This is a genomic window from Subtercola boreus (assembly GCF_003399625.1).
Lineage (GTDB): Bacteria > Actinomycetota > Actinomycetes > Actinomycetales > Microbacteriaceae > Subtercola > Subtercola boreus_C.
In genome coordinates this window covers 26,068-49,095 of sequence record NZ_NBXA01000026.1, presented here as the reverse complement: position 1 = coordinate 49,095, position 23,028 = coordinate 26,068, and the positions used below count along the sequence as shown (strand labels likewise).

General features: G+C 68.2%; 23 protein-coding genes and 1 tRNA gene. 13 read left to right on the top strand and 11 right to left on the bottom strand.

Going from position 1 to position 23,028, the window contains the following annotated elements:
- Window positions 1-138: 138 nt before the first annotated feature.
- The 4 genes from B7R21_RS13645 to B7R21_RS13630 form a co-directional block, all read right to left on the bottom strand.
- Window positions 139-1,071 (bottom strand): NUDIX hydrolase, encoded by a 933-nt coding sequence (locus B7R21_RS13645; RefSeq protein ID WP_116283805.1) that lies wholly within the window; start codon window positions 1,069-1,071, stop codon window positions 139-141.
- On the bottom strand, window positions 1,068-3,248 hold the full coding sequence (locus tag B7R21_RS13640; RefSeq protein ID WP_116283804.1) for an RNA degradosome polyphosphate kinase: 2,181 nt from the start codon (window positions 3,246-3,248) through the stop codon (window positions 1,068-1,070). Before B7R21_RS13640 ends, B7R21_RS13645 begins: the two co-directional genes overlap by 4 nt.
- A gap of 68 nt (window positions 3,249-3,316) precedes the next feature.
- The gene (mshD, locus tag B7R21_RS13635) at window positions 3,317-4,255 is read right to left on the bottom strand and encodes a mycothiol synthase (RefSeq protein WP_116283803.1); all 939 of its coding nucleotides are present in this window, start codon (window positions 4,253-4,255) and stop codon (window positions 3,317-3,319) included.
- Entirely contained in the window at window positions 4,224-4,916 is a 693-nt protein-coding gene (locus tag B7R21_RS13630) for a winged helix-turn-helix transcriptional regulator (protein WP_104242648.1), read from the bottom strand. The genes mshD and B7R21_RS13630 overlap by 32 nt, the downstream gene beginning before the upstream one ends.
- Before the next feature lie 77 nt (window positions 4,917-4,993).
- On the opposite strand from B7R21_RS13630, the gene B7R21_RS13625 reads away from it, so the two are divergent.
- The 4 genes from B7R21_RS13625 to B7R21_RS13610 all read left to right on the top strand — a co-directional run bounded on the left by B7R21_RS13625 (window position 4,994) and on the right by B7R21_RS13610 (window position 8,421).
- Window positions 4,994-5,245: a hypothetical protein gene (locus B7R21_RS13625; RefSeq protein WP_116283802.1), complete on the top strand. Its 252-nt coding sequence runs from the start codon at window positions 4,994-4,996 to the stop codon at window positions 5,243-5,245.
- A 145-nt stretch (window positions 5,246-5,390) separates the two neighbouring features.
- Window positions 5,391-5,987 carry an FABP family protein gene (locus B7R21_RS13620; protein ID WP_116283801.1) on the top strand — a complete coding sequence of 199 codons (597 nt, stop codon included), beginning with the start codon at window positions 5,391-5,393 and terminating at the stop codon, window positions 5,985-5,987.
- Window positions 5,988-6,100: 113 nt separating this feature from the next.
- Entirely contained in the window at window positions 6,101-7,315 is a 1,215-nt protein-coding gene (ygfZ, locus tag B7R21_RS13615; protein ID WP_116283800.1) for a CAF17-like 4Fe-4S cluster assembly/insertion protein YgfZ, read from the top strand.
- Between the two features lie 11 nt (window positions 7,316-7,326).
- Window positions 7,327-8,421, top strand: coding sequence for an FUSC family protein (locus tag B7R21_RS13610; protein ID WP_172592180.1), 1,095 nt, complete (start codon window positions 7,327-7,329; stop codon window positions 8,419-8,421).
- A gap of 33 nt (window positions 8,422-8,454) precedes the next feature.
- Here the strand turns inward: B7R21_RS13610 and B7R21_RS13605 are convergent, their stop codons facing one another.
- Window positions 8,455-9,285 carry a class I SAM-dependent methyltransferase gene (locus tag B7R21_RS13605; protein ID WP_116283798.1) on the bottom strand — a complete coding sequence of 277 codons (831 nt, stop codon included), beginning with the start codon at window positions 9,283-9,285 and terminating at the stop codon, window positions 8,455-8,457.
- A 17-nt stretch (window positions 9,286-9,302) separates the two neighbouring features.
- Here B7R21_RS13605 and B7R21_RS13600 point away from each other — a divergent pair, with 17 nt between their 5' ends.
- Complete coding sequence (locus tag B7R21_RS13600) at window positions 9,303-10,055, top strand: phosphoglyceromutase (protein WP_116283797.1); 753 nt, start codon at window positions 9,303-9,305, stop codon at window positions 10,053-10,055.
- Window positions 10,056-10,127: 72 nt separating this feature from the next.
- Here B7R21_RS13600 and phoU read toward each other — a convergent pair whose 3' ends face one another.
- Complete coding sequence (gene phoU, locus B7R21_RS13595; protein ID WP_116283796.1) at window positions 10,128-10,784, bottom strand: phosphate signaling complex protein PhoU; 657 nt, start codon at window positions 10,782-10,784, stop codon at window positions 10,128-10,130.
- Between the two features lie 212 nt (window positions 10,785-10,996).
- Between phoU and B7R21_RS13590 the strand changes: the two genes are divergently transcribed.
- Together B7R21_RS13590 and B7R21_RS13585 are read left to right on the top strand one after the other, a co-directional pair.
- Entirely contained in the window at window positions 10,997-12,151 is a 1,155-nt protein-coding gene (locus B7R21_RS13590; RefSeq protein ID WP_116283795.1) for a sensor histidine kinase, read from the top strand.
- Window positions 12,148-12,828, top strand: a complete 681-nt coding sequence (locus B7R21_RS13585; protein ID WP_116283794.1) for a response regulator transcription factor — start codon at window positions 12,148-12,150, stop codon at window positions 12,826-12,828. The genes B7R21_RS13590 and B7R21_RS13585 overlap by 4 nt, the downstream gene beginning before the upstream one ends.
- Window positions 12,829-12,839: 11 nt before the next feature.
- On the opposite strand, the gene B7R21_RS13580 is transcribed toward B7R21_RS13585, so the two are convergent.
- Window positions 12,840-13,421, bottom strand: a complete 582-nt coding sequence (locus B7R21_RS13580; protein WP_116283793.1) for a hypothetical protein — start codon at window positions 13,419-13,421, stop codon at window positions 12,840-12,842.
- Window positions 13,422-13,594: 173 nt separating this feature from the next.
- Between B7R21_RS13580 and B7R21_RS13575 the strand changes: the two genes are divergently transcribed.
- The 4 genes from B7R21_RS13575 to rlmB are packed head-to-tail and all read left to right on the top strand — an operon-like array spanning window position 13,595 to window position 17,857.
- Window positions 13,595-14,077 carry a CarD family transcriptional regulator gene (locus B7R21_RS13575; protein ID WP_116283792.1) on the top strand — a complete coding sequence of 161 codons (483 nt, stop codon included), beginning with the start codon at window positions 13,595-13,597 and terminating at the stop codon, window positions 14,075-14,077.
- A 44-nt stretch (window positions 14,078-14,121) separates the two neighbouring features.
- Entirely contained in the window at window positions 14,122-15,309 is a 1,188-nt protein-coding gene (ispD, locus tag B7R21_RS13570) for a 2-C-methyl-D-erythritol 4-phosphate cytidylyltransferase (RefSeq protein ID WP_116283791.1), read from the top strand.
- Window positions 15,310-15,339: 30 nt separating this feature from the next.
- Window positions 15,340-16,758 (top strand): cysteine--tRNA ligase, encoded by a 1,419-nt coding sequence (gene cysS, locus B7R21_RS13565; RefSeq protein WP_116283790.1) that lies wholly within the window; start codon window positions 15,340-15,342, stop codon window positions 16,756-16,758.
- Window positions 16,751-17,857: a 23S rRNA (guanosine(2251)-2'-O)-methyltransferase RlmB gene (rlmB, locus tag B7R21_RS13560; protein ID WP_116283789.1), complete on the top strand. Its 1,107-nt coding sequence runs from the start codon at window positions 16,751-16,753 to the stop codon at window positions 17,855-17,857. Before cysS ends, rlmB begins: the two co-directional genes overlap by 8 nt.
- A 78-nt stretch (window positions 17,858-17,935) precedes the next feature.
- Here the strand turns inward: rlmB and B7R21_RS13555 are convergent, their stop codons facing one another.
- The gene (locus B7R21_RS13555; RefSeq protein WP_116283788.1) at window positions 17,936-19,285 is read right to left on the bottom strand and encodes a DUF4032 domain-containing protein; all 1,350 of its coding nucleotides are present in this window, start codon (window positions 19,283-19,285) and stop codon (window positions 17,936-17,938) included.
- Between the two features lie 97 nt (window positions 19,286-19,382).
- Window positions 19,383-20,486, bottom strand: a complete 1,104-nt coding sequence (locus B7R21_RS13550; RefSeq protein ID WP_116283787.1) for an ABC transporter ATP-binding protein — start codon at window positions 20,484-20,486, stop codon at window positions 19,383-19,385.
- 217 nt (window positions 20,487-20,703) lie between these two features.
- Here B7R21_RS13550 and B7R21_RS13545 point away from each other — a divergent pair, with 217 nt between their 5' ends.
- Together B7R21_RS13545 and B7R21_RS13540 are read left to right on the top strand one after the other, a co-directional pair.
- Window positions 20,704-21,609 carry a DsbA family protein gene (locus tag B7R21_RS13545; protein ID WP_116283786.1) on the top strand — a complete coding sequence of 302 codons (906 nt, stop codon included), beginning with the start codon at window positions 20,704-20,706 and terminating at the stop codon, window positions 21,607-21,609.
- A gap of 71 nt (window positions 21,610-21,680) precedes the next feature.
- Window positions 21,681-21,753: transfer RNA gene (locus B7R21_RS13540), tRNA-Thr, on the top strand.
- Between the two features lie 10 nt (window positions 21,754-21,763).
- Here B7R21_RS13540 and B7R21_RS13535 read toward each other — a convergent pair.
- Both B7R21_RS13535 and B7R21_RS13530 read right to left on the bottom strand, forming a co-directional pair.
- Window positions 21,764-22,159, bottom strand: a complete 396-nt coding sequence (locus B7R21_RS13535; RefSeq protein WP_172592175.1) for a pyridoxamine 5'-phosphate oxidase family protein — start codon at window positions 22,157-22,159, stop codon at window positions 21,764-21,766.
- A complete protein-coding gene (locus B7R21_RS13530; RefSeq protein WP_116283784.1) occupies window positions 22,156-22,836 on the bottom strand; it encodes a class I SAM-dependent methyltransferase in 681 nt (226 codons plus the stop codon). Before B7R21_RS13530 ends, B7R21_RS13535 begins: the two co-directional genes overlap by 4 nt.
- Between the last annotated feature and the right edge of the window lie 192 nt (window positions 22,837-23,028).

Here is a 23,028-nt window from a genome sequence, read left to right as displayed (position 1 = left end):
TGATTCGGGTGCAGACGCTGATGGGGCCGGTGCAGGCCCTTGTCGAAGGTACGGGGCCGCCGTAACCACGACGCCCCCGCAGGGTGAACGGGAGGTGAACAAAAGGTGGACAGCAGCGTCAGGCTGGCGGATGTCCGGTCAGCCCAGTTGCGGAACGTGTGTCTCGATGGCGATGATGCCCGATCCCGGCGAATCGAGCGAGAGATGGAGCACCGAGAACCCGGCGACGGGAAGGTCACCCGCGCGGGCGAGCGACGCCTGGCGGGTGCCACCGGCCGCGAGGCCCACCTCCCGCACGATCTCGGGCAGTACCGGTCCATGGGCGCAGAGGATGGCGCTTCGGAGTTTGCGCACCCGCTTGGCGACCACCCGCCGCACGTCGCTGGTGCCGTCCTCGAAGGCGTCCTGGCTGATCAGGTGGGTGCTCCGCACGCGCACCTCGGCGGCCTCGGAGAACGGGGTCACCGTCTCGAGGCAGCGTCTGGCGTCGCTCGAGATCACCACATCCGGACCGAAGGCGCTGAGCGCGGGAACGATCACGTTCGCCTCGGTGCGGCCCCGGTGGGTGAGCGGCCTGTCGGTGTCGGGCCCGTCGAACTCGGAACCCGGAATCGTCTTCGCATGCCGGAGGGCGATCAGCGCGAACGTGCGGGACACACCCTGGTCGACGAGCAACTGGAAGCGTTCGAGCACTTCGACGTCGCGTTCGTAGGTCAGCATCTTCTTCGCCTTGCGGAGCGAGAGCCACTCGAGCGCGGCCACCTCCTCGTTCGGCTGGAACTCCGCCGTGGCGTAGAGCCCGGCGGGAACCTCCGCTGCCCAGTAGTACACGACCTTGTCGCGGTTGTTCGGCATCGTGTAACTGGTGACGCCGAGCGGCACCCCGAGATCGATGGCGAGCCCGGTCTCCTCGAGGACTTCGCGAACCGCCGTCTCGGGAAGGGTCTCGCCGGGTTCGACCTTGCCCTTGGGCAGGGAGATGTCGTTCCGCAGCGTGCGATGGATCACCAGCACCCGCACCCTGTCACCGTCGAGGCGCCAACAGACGGCGCCGGCAGCGTAGACGGTCACCGGAGGATGCTCGGGCGTTTGCGACGGGAGGTGAGGTACATCAGGCGGTCCTGCAGGTCGATCAGCTTCTCGCCGTCGTCCTTCAGTGTGTGCCGCGTCCAGCCGCCGTCGCCGTCGAGCCACCAGGAGGTGACCGTGTCCGACATCGCCAGCTCGAACATCGCGGCGATCTCCTTGAGGTGATCCGGTGCAACGAGGCGCACCAGCGCTTCGACGCGGCGATCGAGGTTCCGGTGCATCATGTCGCTCGATCCGATGTAGACCTGGCGGTCGCCGCCGTTCTCGAAACAGAAGATGCGCGAGTGCTCCAGGTATCGCCCGAGGGTCGAGCGCACCCGGATGTTCTCGCTGAGCCCCGGCACGCCGGGTTTGATCGCGCAGATGCCGCGAACCCAGATGTCGATCGGCACGCCGGCCTGGCTGGCCCGGTAGAGCCCGTCGATGATGGCTTCGTCGACGATCGAGTTCAGTTTGATTTTGATGCCGGAGGGCAGGCCGTTCTGCGCGTTCGTCGCCTCCTGGGCGATGCGCTTGAGCAGCCCCTTCCGGAGGTGGAGCGGTGCCACGAGAAGGCGCTTGAACTTCTTCTCGATGGCGTAACCGCTCAGCTCGTTGAAGAGCCGGGTCAGATCCTTGCCCACCTGGTCGTCGGCGGTGAACAGGCCGAAGTCCTCGTAGATGCGCGAGGTCTTCGGGTTGTAGTTACCGGTTCCGATGTGGCTGTAGTGCTTCAGCTTGCCCTTCTCGCGGCGCACCACGAGTGCGAGCTTGCAGTGCGTCTTCAGACCCACGAGGCCGTAGACGACGTGAACGCCGGCCTTCTCGAGCTTGCGGGCCCAGGAGATGTTGTTCTGCTCGTCGAAGCGCGCCTTGATCTCCACGAGCGCGAGCACCTGCTTGCCGGCCTCGGCCGCGTCGATGAGGGCCTCGACGATCGGGCTGTCGCCCGAGGTGCGGTAGAGCGTCTGCTTGATCGCCAGCACGTCGGGATCGGCTGCGGCCTGCTCCAGGAAGGCCTGCACGCTGGTCGCGAACGACTCGTACGGGTGGTGCACCAGGATGTCCTGCCGGGCGATCGCCTTGAAGATGTCGGGCCGGGCGTTCGGTTCGGGTGGCAGCAGGTAGACGTTCGTCGTCGGCACGTGCTTGGGGTACTTCAGGTCGGGGCGGTCGATCTTGCTCAACTCGAAGAGCCCGCCGAGATCGAGCGGCCCTGCGAGGCGATACACCTCCTGCTCGGTCACGTCGAGCTCCCGCACGATGAGACCGAGGGTCACGTCATCCATCTCCTCAGTGATCTCGAGCCGGATCGGCGGACCGAAGCGCCGCTTCAGCAGCTCCTTCTCGAGGGCCTGGATGAGGTTCTCGGTCTCGTCCTCCTCGATCTCGACGTCTTCGTTGCGGGTGACGCGGAACACGTGGTGTTCGAGCACCTCCATGCCCGGGAAGAGGTGGCCGAGGTGATTCGCCATCAGGTCTTCGAGGCTGATGAAACGCACGTCCCTCGTGCGTTCCTTCGGGTCGACGCGCACGAACCGCGGCAGCACCTGCGGCACCTTCAGGCGGGCGAACTCCTGGCGGTCGCTCTTCGGGTTGCGCACTCGCACAGAGAGGTTCAGAGAGAGTCCGGAGATGTAGGGGAACGGATGCGCGGGGTCGACGGCGAGCGGCATCAGGACGGGGAAGATCTCGTCGCTGAACACCTCGGTGAGACGGTCGCGATCGGACTGGCCGAGCGACTCCCACTGCACGATGTGGATGCCCGCGTCATCCAGTGCCGGCTTCACGAGCTCCTGGTAGGCCGCAGCGTGCCGCGACTGGAGTTCGTGCACGGCGACGGAGATGTCGTTCAGCACGTCTTGCGGGCCGCGCCCGATGTTCGTCGGAACCGCGAGGCCGGTGACGATGCGGCGCTTCAGCCCGGCAACCCGCACCATGAAGAACTCGTCGAGGTTCGACGCGAAGATCGCGAGGAAGTTCGCCCGTTCGATCACCGGCAGAGTCGGGTCTTCGGCGAGCTCCAGCACCCGGCGGTTGAACGCGAGCCAGCTCAGCTCGCGGTCGAGGTAGCGGCCCTCGGGAAGGGCGGGATCGTTGGGGTCCTCGATGAGCTCGAAGTCGTCGTCGAGGTAGTCTGCACCCACGCCGGCGTCGAGGGTGAAGTTGTCGTCATCCATTCACTCATCATGTCACTCGCGCGGCTCGGACGAGGGTAAACGAGAGGTGAACGGGGTCGTGGCAGCAGTCAGTGCTTCGCGTACTGCACATCGACCGTGTGATCGGCGAAACCGAGACTGCGGTAGAGCGGGACGGCAGGGCCGTTGTCCTCCTCCACGTAGAGGGCTGCCACCGTGCATCCGCGTTCCGCGAGACGGCGTAGACCCTTTCGCATCAGGGCCCGACCGAGCCCGTGGCCCGCGTGGGCGCTGTCGACACCGATCACGTAGATCTCGCCGAGGCGCTCGCCGCTCGGGTCTGCGGGCTCGACCTTCAGCCAGTTGTAGCCGACCATGACACCGTCGTCGTCCCGTGCGAGGAGGAAGTCCTCGGCGTCGAACCACGGCTCGGCGCGGCGGGCGGCGAGGTCGGCCTCGGTCAGTCTTCCCTGCTCCGGATGACCGGCGAACACCCGCGCGTTCAGGGCGACCCACGGGGTGCTGTCGCGCGCCGCGTCGAAGCTGTCGAAGGTGATCCCGGGCGCCGATTCGGGGGTGGGGGCATCCGGGGCAGCGGCCAGCGGCATCCGCAGCTGCAGCAGCCTCCGAACCGGTTCGAAGCCGTGCTGCTCGGCGAGGCGGCGCGCGGCCGGGTGGTCGCCGTGCGCCCAGGCGAGGGTCGGGGCCGGGAACGCCCCCACGAACGGCTCCAGTACACGCAGCAGCAGCGAGCCCGTGCGCGACGTCAGCACGTGCTCGACCAGCGCGCCGCCGACACCGTGGCCCCGGGCATCCGGGTCGACGACCAGTTCGAGGGTGTCGTCGGCCACCGCTCCGGCCCCGACCAGGCGGCCTTCGTCGCGGGCGAGAACCACGTGGGTGGTGCCCGACTTCAGCTCCAGGCGGGTCTGGTCGTTGAAGGCCGGCTGGCCATCCACCTCGCCGGCGCGCTCGAGCAGGTCCTCCACCGCGGCGATCGACGCCGCGTCGGAGGGGTCAAGCGTTTCGAGCCTGGGCGAGGCGCTCATTCTCGTCTTCGAAGAAGTTGAACCGGTAGCCGACGTTCCGCACGGTGCCGATCAGGGATTCGAGGTCGCCGAGCTTGGCGCGGAGGCGCCTGACGTGCACGTCGACGGTGCGGGTGCCACCGAAGTAGTCGTAGCCCCAGACCTCGCTGAGCAGCTGCTCGCGGGTGAAGACCCTCGACGGGTTGAGGGCGAAGAAGCGCAGCAGCTCGAACTCCTTGAAGGTGAGATCGAGCGGTCGGCCATGCACGCGGGCCGAGTAGCTGGCCTCGTCGATCACGACGCCGGAGGCCTGGATCTTCGACGACGACTGCTCCTGTACCTGGCGGCCGATGGCGAGCCGGATGCGCGTGTCGACCTCGGCCGGGCCGGCCGACTCGAGCAGCACATCGGCGGCGCCCCACTCGGCGCTCACCGCTGTCAGCCCACCTTCGGTGAGGATCAGCACGATGGGCACGCCGATGCCCGTGGTCTTCAGGATCTTGCAGAGCGACCGCGCGCTGGCGAGGTCGCGCCGGGCATCGATGAAGATCAAATCGCAGTTGGGGGTGTTCACCAACTGTGCGGCCTCAGCCGGGATCTGCCGGGTGCGATGGCTCAGGAGGGAGAGCGCGGGCAGCACCTCCTTGTCGACCGCAGAGGTCAGGATCAACAACTGCGCCACAGAGATCCTCCAGATATTGCTTAGGGCAATACTAGCGGCTCGACCTCGGAGCCTGTGGCATCGGGCAGAATGGCCTGATGAGCCTCCTCGTGAAAAGTGCCGCCCCCGTCTGGCTGCTCGCACTCGTCGGGGCGGTCCTCACCGGCGTGCTGGCTGATCCGGCCTCCCACCTCGTCTTTCTCGCGGTGATCCTCGGCGGGGTGGTCATCCTGACGTTCGTCGTCCAGCTCGGTCTGTCCCGGCCCGAGGGATTTGTCGACCGGTGCTCCGCGAGCATCGCCGGTTCGGTGGTCATTCTCGCTGTGGCGACGCTCGTGCTGGGCTTTTAGCCAATAGAATCGGGGGTATGAACTATGTGCCCCTCGAAATCTTCTACCTCGGGTTGCTCGGTCTTGCCGGTGTCGGCATCGCCTTCACCTCGATCGTGGTCATCCTGAGGCTGTTCCGCGGCCAGCGCTGACCGCTCGGCGCCCCGTGATCGAGATCCCCACCGGCCTGCCCGCCGAGATCGTCCCCCTGTCCTGGCTGATCGGGGTCTGGGAGGGCACCGGGGTCATCGACTACACCATCGGTGACGAGAAAGTGTCGCACGAGTTCGGCCAGCGCGTCAGTTTCAGCAATGACGGCCTGCCCTACCTCAACTACAGTTCGTATGCCTGGCTGCTCGACGACAAGCTCACTCCGCTCGTCACCGAGATGGGCTACTGGCGCCTGTCGCGCCCGTCGGTCGAGGGCGATCCGGGCCCCGGGATGCTGCCGGGCGCCGATCCCCGTCCGTACGCCACGACCGAATCGGTCGAGACCCTGCGGAACGCCGACGACGGCTTCGACATCGAAGTCTCGCTCCTGCATCCCGGAGGTGTCGACGAGCTCTACATCGGCCAGGTCAAGGCGGCCCGCATCGACCTGGCCACCGACGCCGTGATGCGCTCGCACTCGGCCAAGGAGTACACGGCGGCCACACGCATCTACGGCCTGGTCGGCGGACACCTGCTCTGGGCCTGGGACATCGCCGCCCTCGGGCAGGATCTCCGCACGCACGCCTCGGCCCGCCTCGCCAAGACGGACTGAGCTCCACCGCCTCCAGGCTCCACTGCCCCTCGCCTCCTCCCGGCTCCCGTCAGCCGCCCCACCTGACCAACACCCGCTCCGATGCCGGCCACCCCCCGACAGATCGGCACCTCATGACCCCGTCACCGTTCCTCAGCCTCCCGGGCGCCGTCGAGGCATCCGGTGAAGACGCCGGCGTCGCGTCGCACTACGGCAACCCGCTCCGCGAGCAGCGGATGCTCGTCGGCGGCGCAATCGTCGACCTCTCCTCGCGCGGGGTCATCTCGGTCACCGGCCCCGACCGCCTCAGCTGGCTCGACTCGGTGACCAGCCAGGCGCTGAAACGCCTCACGCCCGGAGATTCGGCCGAGACCCTGCTGCTCGACCCGTCCGGCCGCGTCGAGCACGCCATCCGCGTGTTCGACGACGGCGTCACGGCGTGGCTGCTCGTGGACGGGCCCGAGGCCGCTCCGCTCGCGGCGTGGCTCGACCGCATGCGTTTCATGCTGCGGGTGGAGGTCGCCGACCGCAGCGACGAGTTCGCGACGGTCGGCTGGATGCCCGGGGCCGATGCTGCTCTCACGCAGAGTGGCACCGGCGACGGGGTCACCTCCGTCGCCGCGATCGAGGCGTTCGTCGCCACCCCGAACGACGTCGCGCTCACCTGGATCGATCCGTGGACGGAGGTGGTGGCCGGCGGCCACCAGTACGCCGACATCGACGAGCATCCGGGTGCCGACTTTCCGTGGCGCGAGTCGCTGGTGGCGCGCTCCTCACTGGTCGCCGTCGTCGATGCCGCCCGCCGCGGCGAGCTCGAGGTCGCCGGACTGCTGGCGTTCGAGGCCCTCCGCATCGCGGCTTGGCGCCCCCGCTTCAGCACCGAGGCCGATGAAAGGCTGATCCCGCACGAGGTCGACTGGATCCGCTCCGCTGTGCACCTCAGCAAGGGCTGCTACCGCGGCCAGGAGACCGTCGCCAAGGTGCACAACCTCGGGCATCCACCCCGCCGCCTGGTGATGCTGCACCTCGACGGCTCCGACGCGGTGCTGCCGTCTCCGGGCGACGAGGTCCTGGTGCAGGACGCAGAAGCCCCTCAGGGTGGAGTCGACCCGGCCACCGGCGCGGCCACCGCCGCCGTCGGCCAGGTCACAGCCAGCGCCCTGCACTTCGAGCTCGGCCCGATCGCCCTGGCGATCGTGCGCCGCAGCACCCCCGTCGACGCCGCCCTCGCCGTGCGGAGCGAAGGCATCCTCGTAGCCGCCACCCAGGAGGTCATCGTGCCCCCCGAGGCCGGCGCGGCTGTGGGCCGCATCCCGCGCCTGCCGCGCCTCGGCGCCGTGCGGCGCTGACCCCACCCCGCATGAGTCGATCTCGACGGCGCTGGGCTGACCGGGCCCGGGTGCTCGCGCGGGCCGGCGCGAACCGCTCAGCCGGGTCGGCGCTCCCGATCGTGCAGCTCGTCATCGCTGTCGTGGTGTCGTACGCCATCGCCTACTATCTGTTCGGGCACCTCACGCCGGTGACGGCCGCCACCGTCACGCTCTCGAGCCTGGGCTTCGTGCGGGATGCCCGGCCTCTGCGCGTGCTCGAGACCGCGATCGGGGTGACGCTCGGCATCACGCTCAGCGAGGTCATCCTGCTGACGGCCGGGCAGGGTGTGTGGCAGCTCGCGCTGAGCGTCGTGATCACCCTCTTCGCGGCGCGGTTCTTCTCGCCCGCGCCGGGGTTCGCGATCATCGCGGCGTCGCAGTCGGCGTTGGTCGCGATCCTCCCGGTGGCGGCGAGCGGCCCGTTCACGCGCTCGGTCGACGGCATCATCGGGGGAGTGGTCGCGCTGCTGCTCACGGCGCTGGTTCCCCGGGATGCCCGCCGGGTCGCCCACGCCGACGCGAAGAGGCTCCTCGGCACCTTCTCGCGCATCGTCGAGCGCCTGGTCGAGGAGCTCCGGCGGGGCGACGCGAGCGACATCGGTTCGGTGCTCGACCTCGCGCGCTCGACGCAGCCGCTGATGGACCAGTGGCGGGTCTCCCTCGACTCGGCCATCGGAATTGCGAAGATCTCGCCGTTCCTCCGGCGACGCCTGCCCGAACTCCAGCGCCAGAACGTGATGCTGGGCGGGGTCGATCTCGCGCTTCGGGACCTCCGGGTGGTGACCAGGCGTCTCGGGGTTGTCATGCGGGACGGCCGCCCGCGGAACGAGCTGGCAGACCTCCTGAACGGTCTCACCAGCGCGGTGAACCTGCTTGTGCAGAGCCTCGACGACCCATTCGTTCTGCCGCTCGTGCGCCAGAACCTGATCCTCGTCGCCGTGCGCCTCGACCCCGGGCTGCTCGTCCCCGGCTCGAGCGTGGCAGAGGGTTCGGTCGTGATGGAGCTCCGCCCCCTCGTGATGGATCTCCTCACGGCCACGGGCCTGAGCCCCGACGAGGCCCGCGCGGCCCTTCCCGCTCTCTGACCCCCCCCGACATCCCCGTCCGTACCGCCCGTCTCAGGCCCAGGCGAAGCCGCGGGGCGCGACGGATGCCCAGGGCAGCGTCAGCTCGCCGAGGCGCCAGCGCGCGGCCGGCCCCAGCACGGGCCACCCCTCCGCGGCGAGGGCGCCGACAGCCGCCACCCAGCGCTGACGCGGCCCGTACACCGAGAGCGGCGCATTGTGCTGCCAGGCGCGGTCGAGCGCGAGTAGCAGCGAGTGGATGCTCTCACCCTCCACATTCCGGTGGATCAGCACCTTCGGCAGACGCTCCGCCACGATCGACGGCCGTTCGAGTCCCGTGAGACGGAGCGAGAGCGTGAACGAAACCGGGCCTCGCGCATCCAGCGCCACCCAGCTCGACACCCGGCCGATCTCGTCGCAGGTTCCCTCCACGAGCACACCCCCGGGAGAGAGCCGCCCGGTCATCCGGTGCCAGGCCGCGGCCACCTCCGCCTCGTCATACTGACGCAGCACATTGAACGCCCGGATGACCGTGGCCCCGCGCCCGCCCGGCAGAGGCACCTCGAAACCACCGAGCGCAAACGTGACCCGCGCGTCGGGAGCGAAACCCGAGCCAGCTGTACCGGCCCGCACCGCGGCCAGCTGCGCCATCGCCGTCGAGACACGTGAGGGCGAGATCTCGAGCCCCACCACCTCCACCTCGGGCCGCACCCGCGCAAGGCGCCGCTGCAGCTCGAAGGCCGTCACGCCGCTGGCACCGTAGCCGAGGTCGACGACCAGGGGCGACGTCGCGGCGCGGAGGGCAGGAAGCGCCCCGATCCACCGGTCGACGCGGCGCAGGCGGTTCGTGTTGGTGGTTCCACGCGTGATCTCGCCGATGGGCATGGTTCTAGACTAATTCCATGACTGAGCCCTACACCTTGATCCTGCTGCGCCACGGTAACAGCGACTGGAACCAGAAGAACCTCTTCACCGGCTGGGTCGACGTGGGGTTGAGCGAGCAGGGTGTCGGCGAGGCGAAGCGTGCGGGCGAACTGCTGGCCGAGTCCGGCCTCGCGCCCGACGTGCTCTACACCTCGCGGCTCGTGCGCGCGATCGACACCGCCAACCTCGCCCTCGGCGTGGCCGGTCGCCTCTGGATCGACGTGAAGAGATCCTGGCGCCTCAACGAGCGTCACTACGGCGCCCTGCAGGGCAAGGACAAGGCGCAGACCCTTGCCGAGTACGGCCCCGAGCAGTTCCAGACCTGGCGCCGCTCGTACGACGTGCCGCCGCCCCCCATCGCCGATGACGACGAGTTCTCGCAGGTGGGCGACCCGCGCTACGCCGACCTCGGCGACGCCGTGCCCCGCACCGAATGCCTGAAGGACGTCGTCGACCGGATGCTGCCCTACTGGTTCAGCGACATCACGGTGGATCTCGCAGCGGGCAGGACCGTGCTGGTCACGGCGCACGGCAACTCGCTGCGGGCCCTGGTGAAGCACCTCGACACCATCTCGGACGACGACATCGCCGAGCTCAACATCCCCACCGGCATCCCGCTCGTGTACAAGCTCGATGAGAACTTCGTGCCTGTCGAGCCGGCCGTCTACCTCGACCCGGAGGCCGCCGCCGCCGGTGCCGCAGCCGTCGCCGCACAGGGTGCCAAGAAATAAGTCAAGACTCACCGAGAACAGAAGAAGCCCCGGTGCCGAAAGGCCCGGGGCTTCTTCTTGTGCAGGGGAGGCTCAGCGCACGCCCGAACCGGTCCACTCACCGGTCGCGAGGTACTTGACCTTCTTCGCGATGCTGACCGCGTGGTCGGCGAAGCGCTCGTGGTAGCGCGACGCCAGCGTGACGTCGACCGTGTTCACCGAGGTGCCCGCCCAGGTCTCGCTGAGGACGGCCTCGAAGACGCTGAGGTGCAGTTCGTCGATCCGGTCGTCCTTGTCGCGGATGTCGTCGGCCAGCGCCAGGTCCTCGGTCTCGATCAGGCGGCTGAGCATCTCGGCCACCTCCACGTCGAGGGCGCCCATCTCGCTGAACACGCCGAGCAGGCTGTCCTTGGCGACCTTGTCGGGGTAGCGGTAACGAGCGAGCTGGGCGATGTGCTCGGCGATGTCGCCCATCCGCTCGAGCGAGGCGCTCATGCGCAGAGCGCTCACGACGATTCGGAGGTCGCGGGCGACCGGCTGCTGCAGCGCCATGATGCTGATCGCGAGTTCATCGAGATCCGACGCGAGAGCGTCGATCTTGGAGTCCTGGGCGATGACCTGCTCTGCCAGGGCAACGTCCGACTCGTTGAACGCGGTGGTGGCGTTGGTGATCGCGACGACCACGAGCCTGCTGATCTCGACCAGTCGCTCCTGGACTTCACGGAGTTCCTGCTGGAAAACCTCGCGCATGTGTTCGAACCTTTCTGCGGTGCTTCGCTGTGATCTGGCGCGGTCGCACCGAACAGTGACGGCTGACCACCAAGAGTGGCCAGAACCGACGACGCCATTCTGCCGACCCGAGGTTAACGGATGGTGCCCATCCGTTGAACTTCGTGCGACCTGCTGCCCTTGGCGAGACTTCGGAACGAACGCCTGCCACCGGAGTCATTAGTGTAGTCGTTATGGATTCAGGCTTGTTGGTGCTGCTCTCTGTGGCACTCGGCCTCACCGTCGGCTCGGGTTTCGTCTTCGTTCTCTTCGCTGCTGCGAGGCGAGGCGACCATGCCGCCACCATCGTCGATCCGTCCGTTCCGGATGGGGTCGACCAGGTCATCGACGCGATCGAGTCGGCCGGCGTGGTGCTCGATGCCTCGAACAACGTGGTGAAGGTGTCGCCGGCCGCGCTGGCGTTCGGCCTCGTGTGGAACCAGACCCTCGTGCATCCGGAGCTCATCAGTATGGTCGACTCCGTCAGGCGCACCGGTGTTCCGGCGTCCCGTGACCTGAGCCTTGCCCGGGGCCCGTTCGGCGACGCGACCATCCACCTCCTCGTGCGGGTCGCGCGCCTCGGCAGCCGCTATCTCTTGCTGCTGGCGGATGACCGCACCGAGGCCCATCGCCTCGAAGAGGTGCGGCGAGACTTCATCGCCAATATCAGCCACGAACTGAAGACGCCGATCGGCGCGATCTCGCTGCTCGCGGAGGCGCTCGAACCCGCGGCGGACGACCCGGAGCAGGTGCGCCGGTTCGCGAAGCGGATGGAGACGGAGGCGCACCGCCTCGGCCGCATCACCCGCGAGATCATCGAACTCTCGCGCCTGCAGGCGGCTGACGTGCTCACCGATGCGACCCTGCTCGACGTCGACTCGATCGTCGCGAGTGCCATCGACCAGAACCACGTGCAACTCGACACGCACAACGTTACGATCGTGAGCGGCGGCGAGCACGGCACCCAGGTCTACGGGGACGAGGGGCTGCTCGTGCTCGCCCTCCACAACCTGATCGCGAACGCCGTGCAGTACTCCCAGTCGGGTACGCGGGTCGGCGTGGGGGTGCGCCTGAACGAGGGCGTCGTCGAGATCGCGGTCACCGACCAGGGGATCGGCATCCCCGAAGAGGATCTCGGCCGCGTGTTCGAACGGTTCTTCCGCGTCGACCAGGCCCGCTCCCGCAACACCGGCGGCACCGGCCTCGGCCTCAGCATCGTCAAACACGTCATCGAGAACCACGGCGGCGACACCCGCGTCTGGTCCCAGCCCGGTCTCGGGTCGACATTCACCATCCGGCTGCCTGCGGCGTCACATTCCGCGACAGCCTCGTTAGGAGAACCACAGTGATCCAGATCCTCTTGGTCGAAGACGAGATCGCGCTCAGCGAACCTCTCGCCTACCTGCTGCAGCGCGAGGGCTATGCCGTCACGGTTGCGGCCGACGGCCCGAACGCCATCGCCGAGTTCAACAGGGGCGGTGTCGAGCTGGTGCTGCTCGACCTGATGATCCCCGGCATCCCGGGCACCGAGGTGTGCCGCGAGATCCGCACGAAGTCGCAGGTGCCGATCATCATGCTCACCGCCAAAGACAGCGAGATCGACATCGTGGTGGGGCTCGAGCTCGGGGCCGACGACTACGTCACGAAGCCGTACTCGTCGAGGGAGCTTCTGGCGCGCATCCGTGCCGTCATGCGTCGCCGCAGCGAGTCGGACGAGCTGGGTGAGCCGGTGCTGGAGGCCGGACCGGTGCGGATGGATGTCGAACGGCACACTGTCGCTGTGAACGGCCGTGACACGCCCATGCCGCTCAAGGAGTTCGAGCTCCTCGAGATGCTGCTGCGGAACGCCGGCCGCGTGCTGACCCGCGGCCAGTTGATCGACCGCGTCTGGGGATCGGACTACTTCGGGGACACCAAGACGCTCGACGTGCACATCAAGCGCATCCGCTCGAAGATCGAGACGGCCCCGTCGGAGCCTGTGCTGCTGGTGACCGTTCGGGGGCTCGGCTACCGCTTCGAGGCGTAGCTGGCGGCGCCCTACGGCGCGGGCGTCGGGGTGACGGTCGCCTCAGGCGCGGGCGTGGAGGTCGACGTGGGCGCCGGCAGCGGAACCGCGGTGGCGGTCGGCGTGGGTGTCGGCGTTGCGGTCGGCTCGAGCCCGTCGAACTGCTCCCAGTCGCTCGAGAGCACGGGAACGAGCAGCTTCGTGCCGGTCTGGCTGCCGTACTGGAAGAAGATGGGGAAGAGCTGGCCGACCGTGAGGTCGACGTTCTCGAACACGAGCCTCTGGTCGGTGCTTCCGCCGACGGTGAGCGTGCTGCGGGCACCGACCAGCGCGACAGCGTCGACGCTCCTGCCCGTGCTGTCCTCGTACTGCACGACGACTTGGTGGTCTTCGTCGCCGGTGTTCACCAGTGACACGATCAGGCTGGCCGAGGTCTTGTCGTCGCTGATCAGCGTGGCGTTCCGGATCTTGAGATCGGGCGACACGCTGCCGTCGACACCGTCGGTGACCTGGCCGATCGACGTCGTCGCCTGGGGGGTGATGAAGGCGCAGCCCGTCGCGCTGACGCCGACGAGTGCGGCGACGAGAATGGATGCCGCGTAGCGTGTTCTCACAAAAACCCTCCAGAAGTACCCGTTCGCCGTCATCACACAAGCGAAATCGGGCGGTGAACCCTGCTGAGTTTAGCGTACCGGCGAGCCCGGCCCGTGTCGCTTGGGGGGTTCGTCGACCCGGGGCGTCACGCACCCCCTGTGGTAAATTGTCCGTCTGGAAAGGACGGATTCCCATGCTCTTCGAGGTCGGCGAGACAGTTGTCTATCCCCATCACGGCGCGGCGACGATCACGGAGGTGACGAAGCGCACCATCAAGGGCGAGGAGCGGGTCTACCTCACCCTGAAGGTCAACCAGGGCGACCTGGTCATCAAGGTGCCGGCCCAGAACGTCGAGCTTGTGGGCGTTCGCGACGTGATCGGACACGACGGTGTCGACCGTGTGTTCGAGGTGCTCCGCACCCCGTTCACCGAAGAACCCACCAACTGGTCGCGCCGGTTCAAGGCGAACGGCGAGAAGCTCGCCTCGGGCGACGTCATCAGGGTCAGCGAGGTGGTTCGCGACCTGTGGCGCCGCGACAACGACAAGGGGCTGTCGGCGGGGGAGAAGAGCATGCTCGCCAAAGCCCGCCAGATCCTCGTCTCCGAGCTGGCGCTCGCCGAGAAGACCGACGAGGAGCGGGCCTCCCTGATGCTCGACGAGGTGCTGGCTTCCTGAGCCCGGCCCCCGGCCCGCCCGCTCCTGACCCTAGGCTGGGGAAGGTGAACAGCTCCGCACAGCCCCTTGTCGCCGTCATCGTCGTCGCGGCAGGCAGCGGCACCCGTCTCGGCCACGGTCAGGCGAAGGCTTTCGTCTCGCTGGCCGGACGAACGATCCTCTCCCGCTCCCTCGACCCGATCTTCGCGCTGGGCGCCGAGACCCAGGTCGTGATCGTCGCCCCCGCCGACCGGGTGGGCGAAGCGCAACAGATCGGAACGCATGTCGCCGGCGCGGCATCCGCGTACCTCACTGTGGTGGCGGGCGGGCAGACCCGCCAGGAGTCCGTTGCGCGCGGTCTCGCCGTGCTGGCTGGATCGGTGCAGACCGTGCTCGTGCACGACGCCGCTCGCGCGCTCACCCCGGTGGCCCAGTTCGAGGCCGTCATCGACGCTGTCGGGGCATCCGGCCGGGCAGCGGTGCCCGGCCTGCCGGTGAGCGACACAATCAAGCGCACAGATCCGTTCGGCCTCGCACTCGAGACGGTCGACCGAGCAGAACTGAGTGCGGTGCAGACTCCGCAGGGCTTCCCGCGTGACCAGCTCGAACGTGCCTACGCCCAGGCCGGGCACGATGCGACCGACGACGCAGCACTCGTCGCTGAGGCGGGTTACCCGGTGACGATCATCCACGGCGACCCGCTCGCGTTCAAGATCACCACCGCCTGGGATCTGCGGCGCGCCGAACAGGAGCTGCAGCCGGCCCCCGGGCTGGTGCTTCCGCGCACCGGGGTGGGCGTCGATTCGCACGCCTTCGCACCGGCAGCCGATGAGCAGCCTCTCTGGCTCGCCGGCCTGCTCTGGCCGGCAGAGCAGGGACTCTCGGGCCACAGCGACGGAGATGCGGTGGCGCACGCGATCTGCGACGCCCTGCTCTCAGCCGGCGGGCTCGGCGACATCGGGAGCACCTTCGGAACCGACGATCCCCGCTTCTCCGGTGCCCGCGGCGAGGTGTTCCTCACCGAGACGCTCCGGATGCTCACGGTCGCCGGGCTCCGGGTGGGGAACGTCGCCGTGCAGCTCATCGCCAACCGCCCGCGTTTCGCCGCCCGGCGCCTCGAGGCCGAGGGCGTGCTGGCGGGCATCCTCGGTGCTCCGGTGAGCATCTCGGCGACCACCACCGACGGCCTCGGCTTCACCGGGCGGAGCGAGGGAGTGGTCGCGATCGCCACCGCGCTGGTGTACCCCGCGTAACGTAGCGGCAGACCCTCGTAAACTAGCGCAGTGACTCTTCGCCTCTACGACTCCCAAGCACGCACCCTCAGGGACTTCGAGCCCCTGGTGCCGGGGCGCGCCGGCGTCTATGTCTGCGGGCCGACGGTGCAGTCCTCGCCGCACATCGGTCACCTGCGTTCGGCTCTCGCTTACGACCAGTTGCGTCGCTGGCTCAACCACTCCGGGCTCGACGTCACCCTTGTCAGGAACGTCACGGACATCGACGACAAGGTGCTGGTCAACGCCGCAGAGTCGGGTGAACCGTGGTGGGCCCTCGCCTACCGCACCGAGCTGGAGTTCACGGCGGCCTACAACACGATCGGCATCCTGCCACCCACCTACGAACCCCGCGCGACCGCCAGCATCCCCGAGATGCAGGAGATCATCCGGAGGCTCGTGGATGCCGGGCACGCCTATGCCGCAGAAGACGGCTCGGGCGACGTCTACTTCGACACGGTGTCGTGGCCGTCGTACGGCGAGCTGACGCACCAGAAGCTCGCCGACATGGCCTCGGCCGAGGACTCGGATCCGCGGGGCAAGCACGACGTACGCGACTTCGCCCTCTGGAAGGGTCACAAAGAAGGCGAGCCCGCCACGGCGACGTGGCAGAGCCCCTGGGGTGCCGGCCGGCCCGGCTGGCACATCGAGTGCTCGGCGATGAGCACGCGCTACCTCGGCACGCAGTTCGACATCCACGGCGGCGGTCTCGACCTGCGCTTCCCGCACCACGAGAACGAGCTCGCCCAGTCGCGGGCCGCGGGTGACGCGTTCGCGAACTACTGGCTGCACAACGGGCTGGTCTCGGTGAACGGCCAGAAGATGTCGAAGTCGCTCGGCAACTCGGTGTACGCCGCCGACCTGCTCGCCGCGGCGCGCCCGCTGGTCGTGCGCTACTACCTGGGCTCGGCGCACTACCGCTCGAACCTCGAATACCAGGACGGCTCGCTCGCCGAGGCGGAGGCCGCTCTCGGCCGCATCGAGGGCTTTCTCGACCGTGCCGTGCGGCGACTCGAGGGCACCCGCTTCGCGTCGTCGACCGTCGAGGTCGTTCCGCCTGAGTTCCGCTCGGCGATGGATGACGACCTCGGCGTGCCCCAGGCGCTCGGCGTGCTGCACGAGGCTGTGCGCGACGGCAACACCGCTCTCGACGCCGAAGACTTCAGTGAGGCGGCGAGGCTGCTCGGGCTCGTGCTCGCCATGACGAGCATCCTCGGTATCAACCCGCACGACCCCGCTTGGGCGAGCGCCGAGACGAGTTCCACCGGCACCGCACTCAAAGCTCTCGTCGAGCGGCTGCTCGACGACCGACAGACCGCACGCAAGGCCCGCGACTTCGCCACCGCCGATCGCATCCGCGACGAGCTGGGGCAGGCCGGTATCACGATAGAAGACACCTCAACGGGTGCACATTGGAGTTTTGATGGCTAGTTCAGGCAAGAAGCCCGGCCGCCCCGGCGCCGTCCGGCGCACCAGCAGAGGGCCGGCCGTCGGATCGGGCGGCCAGGGCCGCCAGGCCCTCGAGGGGAAGAAGCCCACGCCCAAGGCAGAGGATCGCCCGTACCATCCCGCGGGAAAGGCGAAGGCCGCCAAGGAGCGCTATGCCGCTGCCGGCGGCAAGGCCAAGCCCGCGCCCGAGAGGCGCACGAACGAGCCGAAGATCGCGGGTCGGGGTGGCCCTGCCGCCCGCAACGGGTCTGCCCGGGGCGCCGTCTCCGGCGCGAGCCGTGGCGGCCCGCAGGAGCCGGCGCGTCCCCAGCGTCGCCCGCTCAGCCGCGGTGAGGAGAGCGAGGTGGTGACCGGCCGCAACTCCGTGGTCGAGGCTCTCCGCGCGAAGATCCCCGCCACCGCGCTCTACATCGCCACGCGCATCGAGTACGACGAGCGCGTGAAGGAGCTGCTGCAGCTCGCGACCTCCCGCCAGATCCCGATCCTCGAAGTGATGCGGCCGGAGCTCGACCGCCTCGCCGGGTTCGACTCGGTGCACCAGGGCGTCGCGCTCAAGGTGCCGCCGTACGAATATGCCCACCCCGACGACCTGTACGACCAGATCGTCGCCCGCAAGGAGGTACCGCTGCTGGTGGCGCTCGACGGCATCACGGATCCGCGCAACCTCGGGGCGATCATCCGCTCGACCGCTGCCTTCGGCGGCCAGGGTGTCATCGTTCCAGCCCGTCGCTCGGTGAGCCTCACCGCGTCGGCGTGGAAGACGTCGGCCGGCGCTGCCGCCCGCACACCCGTCGCCATGGCCCCGAACCTGACGCAGTCGCTGAAGTCGTTGAAGGCGAAGGGCGCGTTCGTGATCGGGCTCGACGGCGGGGGAGACATGGCGCTCCCCGACCTCGAACTCGCGCACGGCCCCATCGTGATCGTGGTGGGCAGTGAGGGCAAGGGTCTCTCGCGGCTCGTCACCGAGACGTGCGATGCCATCGTGTCGATCCCGATCAGTGCGGCGACCGAGTCGCTGAACGCCGGTATCGCCGCCTCCGTGACGCTCTACGAGATCTCCCGCACCAGAGCGCAGAAGTAGTCGGCCGAAGGGACGCAGACTGCCTCAAAGCCTCGGCTTTCCGGCAGTCTGCGTCCCTTCGGCGTTCGACGGCGCGGGTCAGACCGTGAGGCGCCAGTCGGCCTCGGGCTCGGGCTCGGAGGCGGCATCCTCTGGAACACCGACGCCTGCGGCCTCGACGTCGGGCACCGCGCCGCCCTGCACCGAGATCGGGAGCGTGATCATGCCGGTCGGCGGGCCGACCACGGTCGCCTCGTCGCGGCGGTGGCGCAGGATGTCGTTGATGTACGAGTTCAGCGCCTCGGCGAGCGGCACGTCACGGCTCTCCTGCTGGCTCATGAACCAGCGGTGCTCGAGCAGCTGGTGGAACACCTCGGCCGGCTCCAGCTTGCCCTTCAGATCCCGGGGGATCGCCCGCACCACCGGCTCGAACACCTTCGCGAGCCACTCGTGGGCAAGCATCTCCTCGTCGTAGTCGCGGCGGCCGAACTTGAGGGTGTATGAGTCGAGGTCGTTCAGCAGGCGCCGGGCCTGGTTCTCGCCGGCGTCGAGCCCGGTGAGGCGGAGGAGACGGCGCTGATGGTGTCCGGCATCCACCACCTTCGGCTGGATGCGCACAGTGTCACCGTCGTCGTTGGTCTTGATCGCGAGTTCCTCGATGTCGAAACCGAGGTCGTTCAGGCGGTCGACCCGCTCGTTGATGCGCCAGCGTTCGGAGGAGGAGAACGATTCGCTGCCGGTCAGCTCCTTCCAAAGGGAACGGTAGGCCGCGACGATCCCGTCACTGATACGGATGGGGTCGAGCTCGTCGGCGACCCGGCCGCCGGCCTCGAGATCCATCAGTTCGCCGGCGATGTTGACCCGGGCGATCTCGAGGTCGTTCTCGCGCTGTCCGTTCGACAGGCCCGTGGAGTAGAGCTGCCCGGTCTCCGCGTCCACCAGGTAGGCGGCGAAGGATCCGGCGTCCCGGCGGAAGAGGGTGTTCGAGAGCGAGACGTCGCCCCAGAAGAACCCGATGATGTGCAGGCGCACCAGAAGTACCGCCAGGGCATCCACCAGCCGCGTCGCGGTGTCGGGCCGGAGCGTCTGCGAGAAGAGCGCTCGGTAGGGGAGCGAGAACTTCAGGTGCCGGGTGACCAGCACGGAGTTCAGCTCGAGGCCGTTCACATCGGTGCGGTTGGTGATCACCGCGAGGGGATCGACGCAGGGGATCTCGAGGTTCTGCAGGGTACGGAGCATGGCGTACTCCCGCTTGGCCATCTCGTCGGTGGTCTCCTTGATGGCGATCACGTGGCCGCTGAGGTGCGCGAACCGCACCAGGTGCCGGGAGATGCCCTTCGGCAACAGCGCGATGTTCGCGGCCGGCCACTCGTCGAGCGGCAGCTGCCAGGGCAGGTCGAGCAGGGCGGGATCGGCCGTCGCCGAGGTGATGTTCAGTGAGCCGCTCATGGATGCTCCTTGTCGAAGTGCGCCGGTTAAACGACTCGGGCCTGCCGGTGTGACGCAGCAGGCCCGAGTACGGTGTGTCTCGTTGGGTGGTGCAGTGTTACGCGTTGACGACCGGCTTGTTGCCGATGCGCTGGCCACTCTCGTTGTTGAACAGGTGCAGGTGACCGGGCTTGGCGGTCAGGTAGACCTTCTCGCCGGCGTTCGGGTGCACGCGGCCGTCGACACGGGTGACGAGGTCGGTGCGCTTGCCGTTGATCTCAGCGTGACCGTAGAGGTAGCCGTCTGCGCCGAGCTCCTCGATGAGGTCGATGTCCACGGGGAGTCCCTCGCCGAAGTTCGAGGCGACCACGATGTCTTCGGGGCGCACACCGATGGTGACCGTCTTGGCGTTGATCGAGCTGAGCAGCTCGCGCTCGACCGGGATGACCGAGGTGCCGAACTGCACACCACCGTCGACCACGTCGGCCACGAACAGGTTCATGGCCGGGCTGCCGATGAAGCCGGCGACGAACACGTTCTCGGGCTTCTCGTAGAGATCGCGCGGGGTGCCGACCTGCTGAAGCAGGCCGTCCTTCAGAACGGCGATGCGGTCGCCCATGGTGAGGGCCTCCGTCTGGTCGTGGGTGACGTAGACGGTGGTGACGCCGAGGCGGCGCACGAGCGAGGCGATCTGGGTGCGGGTCTGCACGCGGAGCTTCGCGTCGAGGTTCGACAGTGGCTCATCCATCAGGAAGACCTGGGGCTGGCGCACGATGGCCCGGCCCATGGCGACGCGCTGGCGCTGGCCACCCGAGAGAGCTTTGGGCTTGCGTCCCAGGTAGGGCTCGAGGTCGAGGAGCTTCGCAGCCTCGAGAACGCGGGTGGCGCGCTCGTCTTTGCTGACGCCGGCGATCTTCAGGGCGAAGCCCATGTTCTCGGCGACCGTCATGTGCGGGTAGAGCGCGTAGTTCTGGAAGACCATCGCGATGTCGCGGTCTTTCGGGGGAACGTCGGTGACGTTCCGCTCGCCGATGAAGATGTTGCCCGAGTTGACCTCTTCGAGGCCGGCGAGCATTCGGAGCGAGGTCGACTTGCCGCAACCCGAGGGGCCGACGAGTACGAGGAACTCGCCGTCGGCGGTCTCGAGGTTCAGCTGGTCGACAGCCGGCCTGGTCGAACCCGGGTACAGGCGGGTTGCGTGGTCGAATGTTACAGACGCCATGATTTCTTCTCTTCCTTCACCGGCAGGTACGTGCCGGACGATCCGTTGTGATGGATGCGGGACAACTTCATCGGTGACCCGTCTCCCAGTATGACACGCCCGCCGTTTACCGCATTCACAGGCTCGTTCACTAATATCTATGGATGCCTGCCGGTGACCCCCCGGCCTGTGGCACCTCACTTCGAAGAACCACGACCCGAACACGGGAGCACCACGTATGACCATCGGCCGACCCGACGACAACAGCCGCCAGAACAAGAACCAGCGACGCGAGGCGGCCAGGGAGAAGGCGAAGCAGCTGCGCGAGCAGCAGCGTCGCAAAGACATCCGCAACCGCGCGATCCTCTTCAGCGGCCTCGGCGTCGTCCTCATCGCCATCGTCGTCTGTGTCGTGCTGATCGTCGCGAGCTCCGCCAAGCCCGCCGGCCCCGGCCCGCTCAACATGGCCAGCGACGGCATCAAGATCAGCCAGGGCAATGTCGCCGAGACGACACCCGCTCTGGGCGACGGGCAGCAGCCCACGCCGAGCGCCACAAATGCCGCGGGTGTCATCGACATCCGCGTCTACATCGACTACCTGTGCCCGTACTGCGGCCAGTTCGAGTCGACGAACCTGGCGCAGATCGGCAAGTGGATCGACAGCGGCGCGGCAACGTACGAAGTGCATCCGCTGGCCCTGCTCGATCGCTCGTCGCAGGGCACACGGTACTCCAGCCGCTCGGCAAACGCAGCCGCCTGCGTGGCGAACTACTCGCCCAACAACTTCTACGACTTCAGCGCGCTGCTGTTCTCGAACCAGCCGCAGGAGAGCACGCCTGGCCTCGACGACCCGACGCTCCAAGACCTGGCGAAGCAGGCGGGTGTCGGCTCGGCCGACCAGATCAACACCTGCATCAAGGATGAAGAGTTCAAGGGCTGGGTCAGCGACTCCACCACCCGGGCCACGACCGAACCCCTGCCGGGTTCGACTCTCGCCAAGGTGACGGGCACCCCGACCGTGTTGGTCGACGGCCAGCAGTACCAGGGCTCGCTGACCGACGCCAACGCGTTCGCGAACTTCGTGCTCCAGGTGTCGGGCCAGACCGCCGCCACCGCCACACCCACCCCGACGCCTGCTCCGTAGGCCTCACCGGAGCACCCCTCCACTGCTGTGCAGACGCGTCGTCGGCATGGCTAGAATGGGGTGTTCCGTCTGCCGGCGTGGCGCAATTGGTAGCGCACCGCTCTTGTAAAGCGGGGGTTGCGGGTTCAAGTCCCGCCGCCGGCCCCCCTCCAGCCTACTTCTCGACGATCCCGCTCGAACCGAGCGCTCGCTCGACAGCGATCTCGATCACCACGCGCCGCGGGTTCACCCCGGGCTGCCGGTATCGCCCGGCATAGAGTTCGACAGCGTGCTGTACCGCAGCCTCATCCCGCACCACGGTCGACGGCCCCTGGAGGCTCAGCCAGCGCCCTCCGTCGACCTGCGCCACAGAGGCCTGGCCTCCCCGCTCGGCGTTCCGCACCTTCTGCGTGCCATCCGAGGTGATGATGCGGGCGATCCCGTCTTCGAGCGTGAAGCCCACCGGAACGCTGTGCAGCCGACCGGTCGGGCCGAGCGTCGTGAGGATGGCCAGGTGCCGGTCGACGACGAACGTCGACCCCTCGGCGGTCAGCCGGATGCCCGCGCTCACGCTCTGTCGCTCTCGTCGGGGGCGGACACGGCTCGTTCGACCAGCACGACCGCGTCGTCGAGGGTCGCGTGGTCGCCGTGCGGATCCTTCACGGCGCGGGTTCGGGCCTCGCAGCTCAGAGTCCGCCATTCTGCGGGATCGAGAGCGAGCGACGCGAGCACCTCCTCGGGCGTCACGAAGTGCACATCGGGCTGATCGTGGTCGACCCACGACGGGAGGCCCGAGTGTCCGACGATCAGCAACCGGCCGCCCGGCGCGACGGCTGCCGCTGCGGCACTCAGGATCTCGACCCGCGGCAGCTCCACAGGCGAGTGCAGGAACTGCGCAGACACTAGCTCGAATTCCCCGGTGGGAAAGCTCGATCCGAGGTCGTGCTGCTGCCAGTCGATCGAACCTGCGACCCCGGCCGTCTGGGCTGCAGCACGTGCCCGGTCGAGGGCGAGCCCCGAGACATCCACCGCCGTCACCTGCCACCCGCGACCGGCGAGCCAGATCGCGTCTGCCCCTTCGCCGCAGCCGACGTCGAGCGCCCGGCCGGCCGCCAGCCCCGACGCCTCATCGACCAGCACGGCGTTCGGCTGCCCGCTCCAGATCTGTTCGCGCTGCCCGTAGTGTTCGTTCCAGAACGTCTCGGTCGAGGGATGGCCTGACGGGTTCGGGGCGTGTTCGTGGGTCATCCGCCCATCCTCTGCGCCAGGCCGATCCCATGCAAGTCCGTTTGCCGAAACGGCACTCTGACGGTTAGCGTTCTGTGGATGCGATGGTCTGCAGACGAGGTGGACGGTTCACGACGTGATCCGCCCTCTCCGGGGCCACCCCGGGGTACGCAGACCGACTCAGGCACTTCGCCGCAGGCGTCTCACCGCACT

Excerpts from the sequence above, each read along its gene's own strand:
- B7R21_RS13545 (WP_116283786.1), top strand. The coding sequence starts at position 20,704 with ATGACCATCGGCCGACCCGACGACAACAGCCGCCAGAACAAGAACCAG.
- B7R21_RS13610 (WP_172592180.1), top strand. The coding sequence starts at position 7,327 with ATGAGTCGATCTCGACGGCGCTGGGCTGACCGGGCCCGGGTGCTCGCG.
- B7R21_RS13600 (WP_116283797.1), top strand. The coding sequence starts at position 9,303 with ATGACTGAGCCCTACACCTTGATCCTGCTGCGCCACGGTAACAGCGAC.
- ygfZ (WP_116283800.1), top strand. The coding sequence starts at position 6,101 with ATGACCCCGTCACCGTTCCTCAGCCTCCCGGGCGCCGTCGAGGCATCC.
- B7R21_RS13550 (WP_116283787.1), bottom strand. The coding sequence starts at position 20,486 with ATGGCGTCTGTAACATTCGACCACGCAACCCGCCTGTACCCGGGTTCG.
- B7R21_RS13575 (WP_116283792.1), top strand. The coding sequence starts at position 13,595 with ATGCTCTTCGAGGTCGGCGAGACAGTTGTCTATCCCCATCACGGCGCG.
- mshD (WP_116283803.1), bottom strand. The coding sequence starts at position 4,255 with ATGAGCGCCTCGCCCAGGCTCGAAACGCTTGACCCCTCCGACGCGGCG.
- B7R21_RS13640 (WP_116283804.1), bottom strand. The coding sequence starts at position 3,248 with ATGGATGACGACAACTTCACCCTCGACGCCGGCGTGGGTGCAGACTAC.
- rlmB (WP_116283789.1), top strand. The coding sequence starts at position 16,751 with ATGGCTAGTTCAGGCAAGAAGCCCGGCCGCCCCGGCGCCGTCCGGCGC.
- B7R21_RS13625 (WP_116283802.1), top strand. The coding sequence starts at position 4,994 with ATGAGCCTCCTCGTGAAAAGTGCCGCCCCCGTCTGGCTGCTCGCACTC.
- B7R21_RS13605 (WP_116283798.1), bottom strand. The coding sequence starts at position 9,285 with ATGCCCATCGGCGAGATCACGCGTGGAACCACCAACACGAACCGCCTG.
- phoU (WP_116283796.1), bottom strand. The coding sequence starts at position 10,784 with ATGCGCGAGGTTTTCCAGCAGGAACTCCGTGAAGTCCAGGAGCGACTG.
- B7R21_RS13555 (WP_116283788.1), bottom strand. The coding sequence starts at position 19,285 with ATGAGCGGCTCACTGAACATCACCTCGGCGACGGCCGATCCCGCCCTG.
- B7R21_RS13530 (WP_116283784.1), bottom strand. The coding sequence starts at position 22,836 with ATGACCCACGAACACGCCCCGAACCCGTCAGGCCATCCCTCGACCGAG.
- B7R21_RS13590 (WP_116283795.1), top strand. The coding sequence starts at position 10,997 with ATGGATTCAGGCTTGTTGGTGCTGCTCTCTGTGGCACTCGGCCTCACC.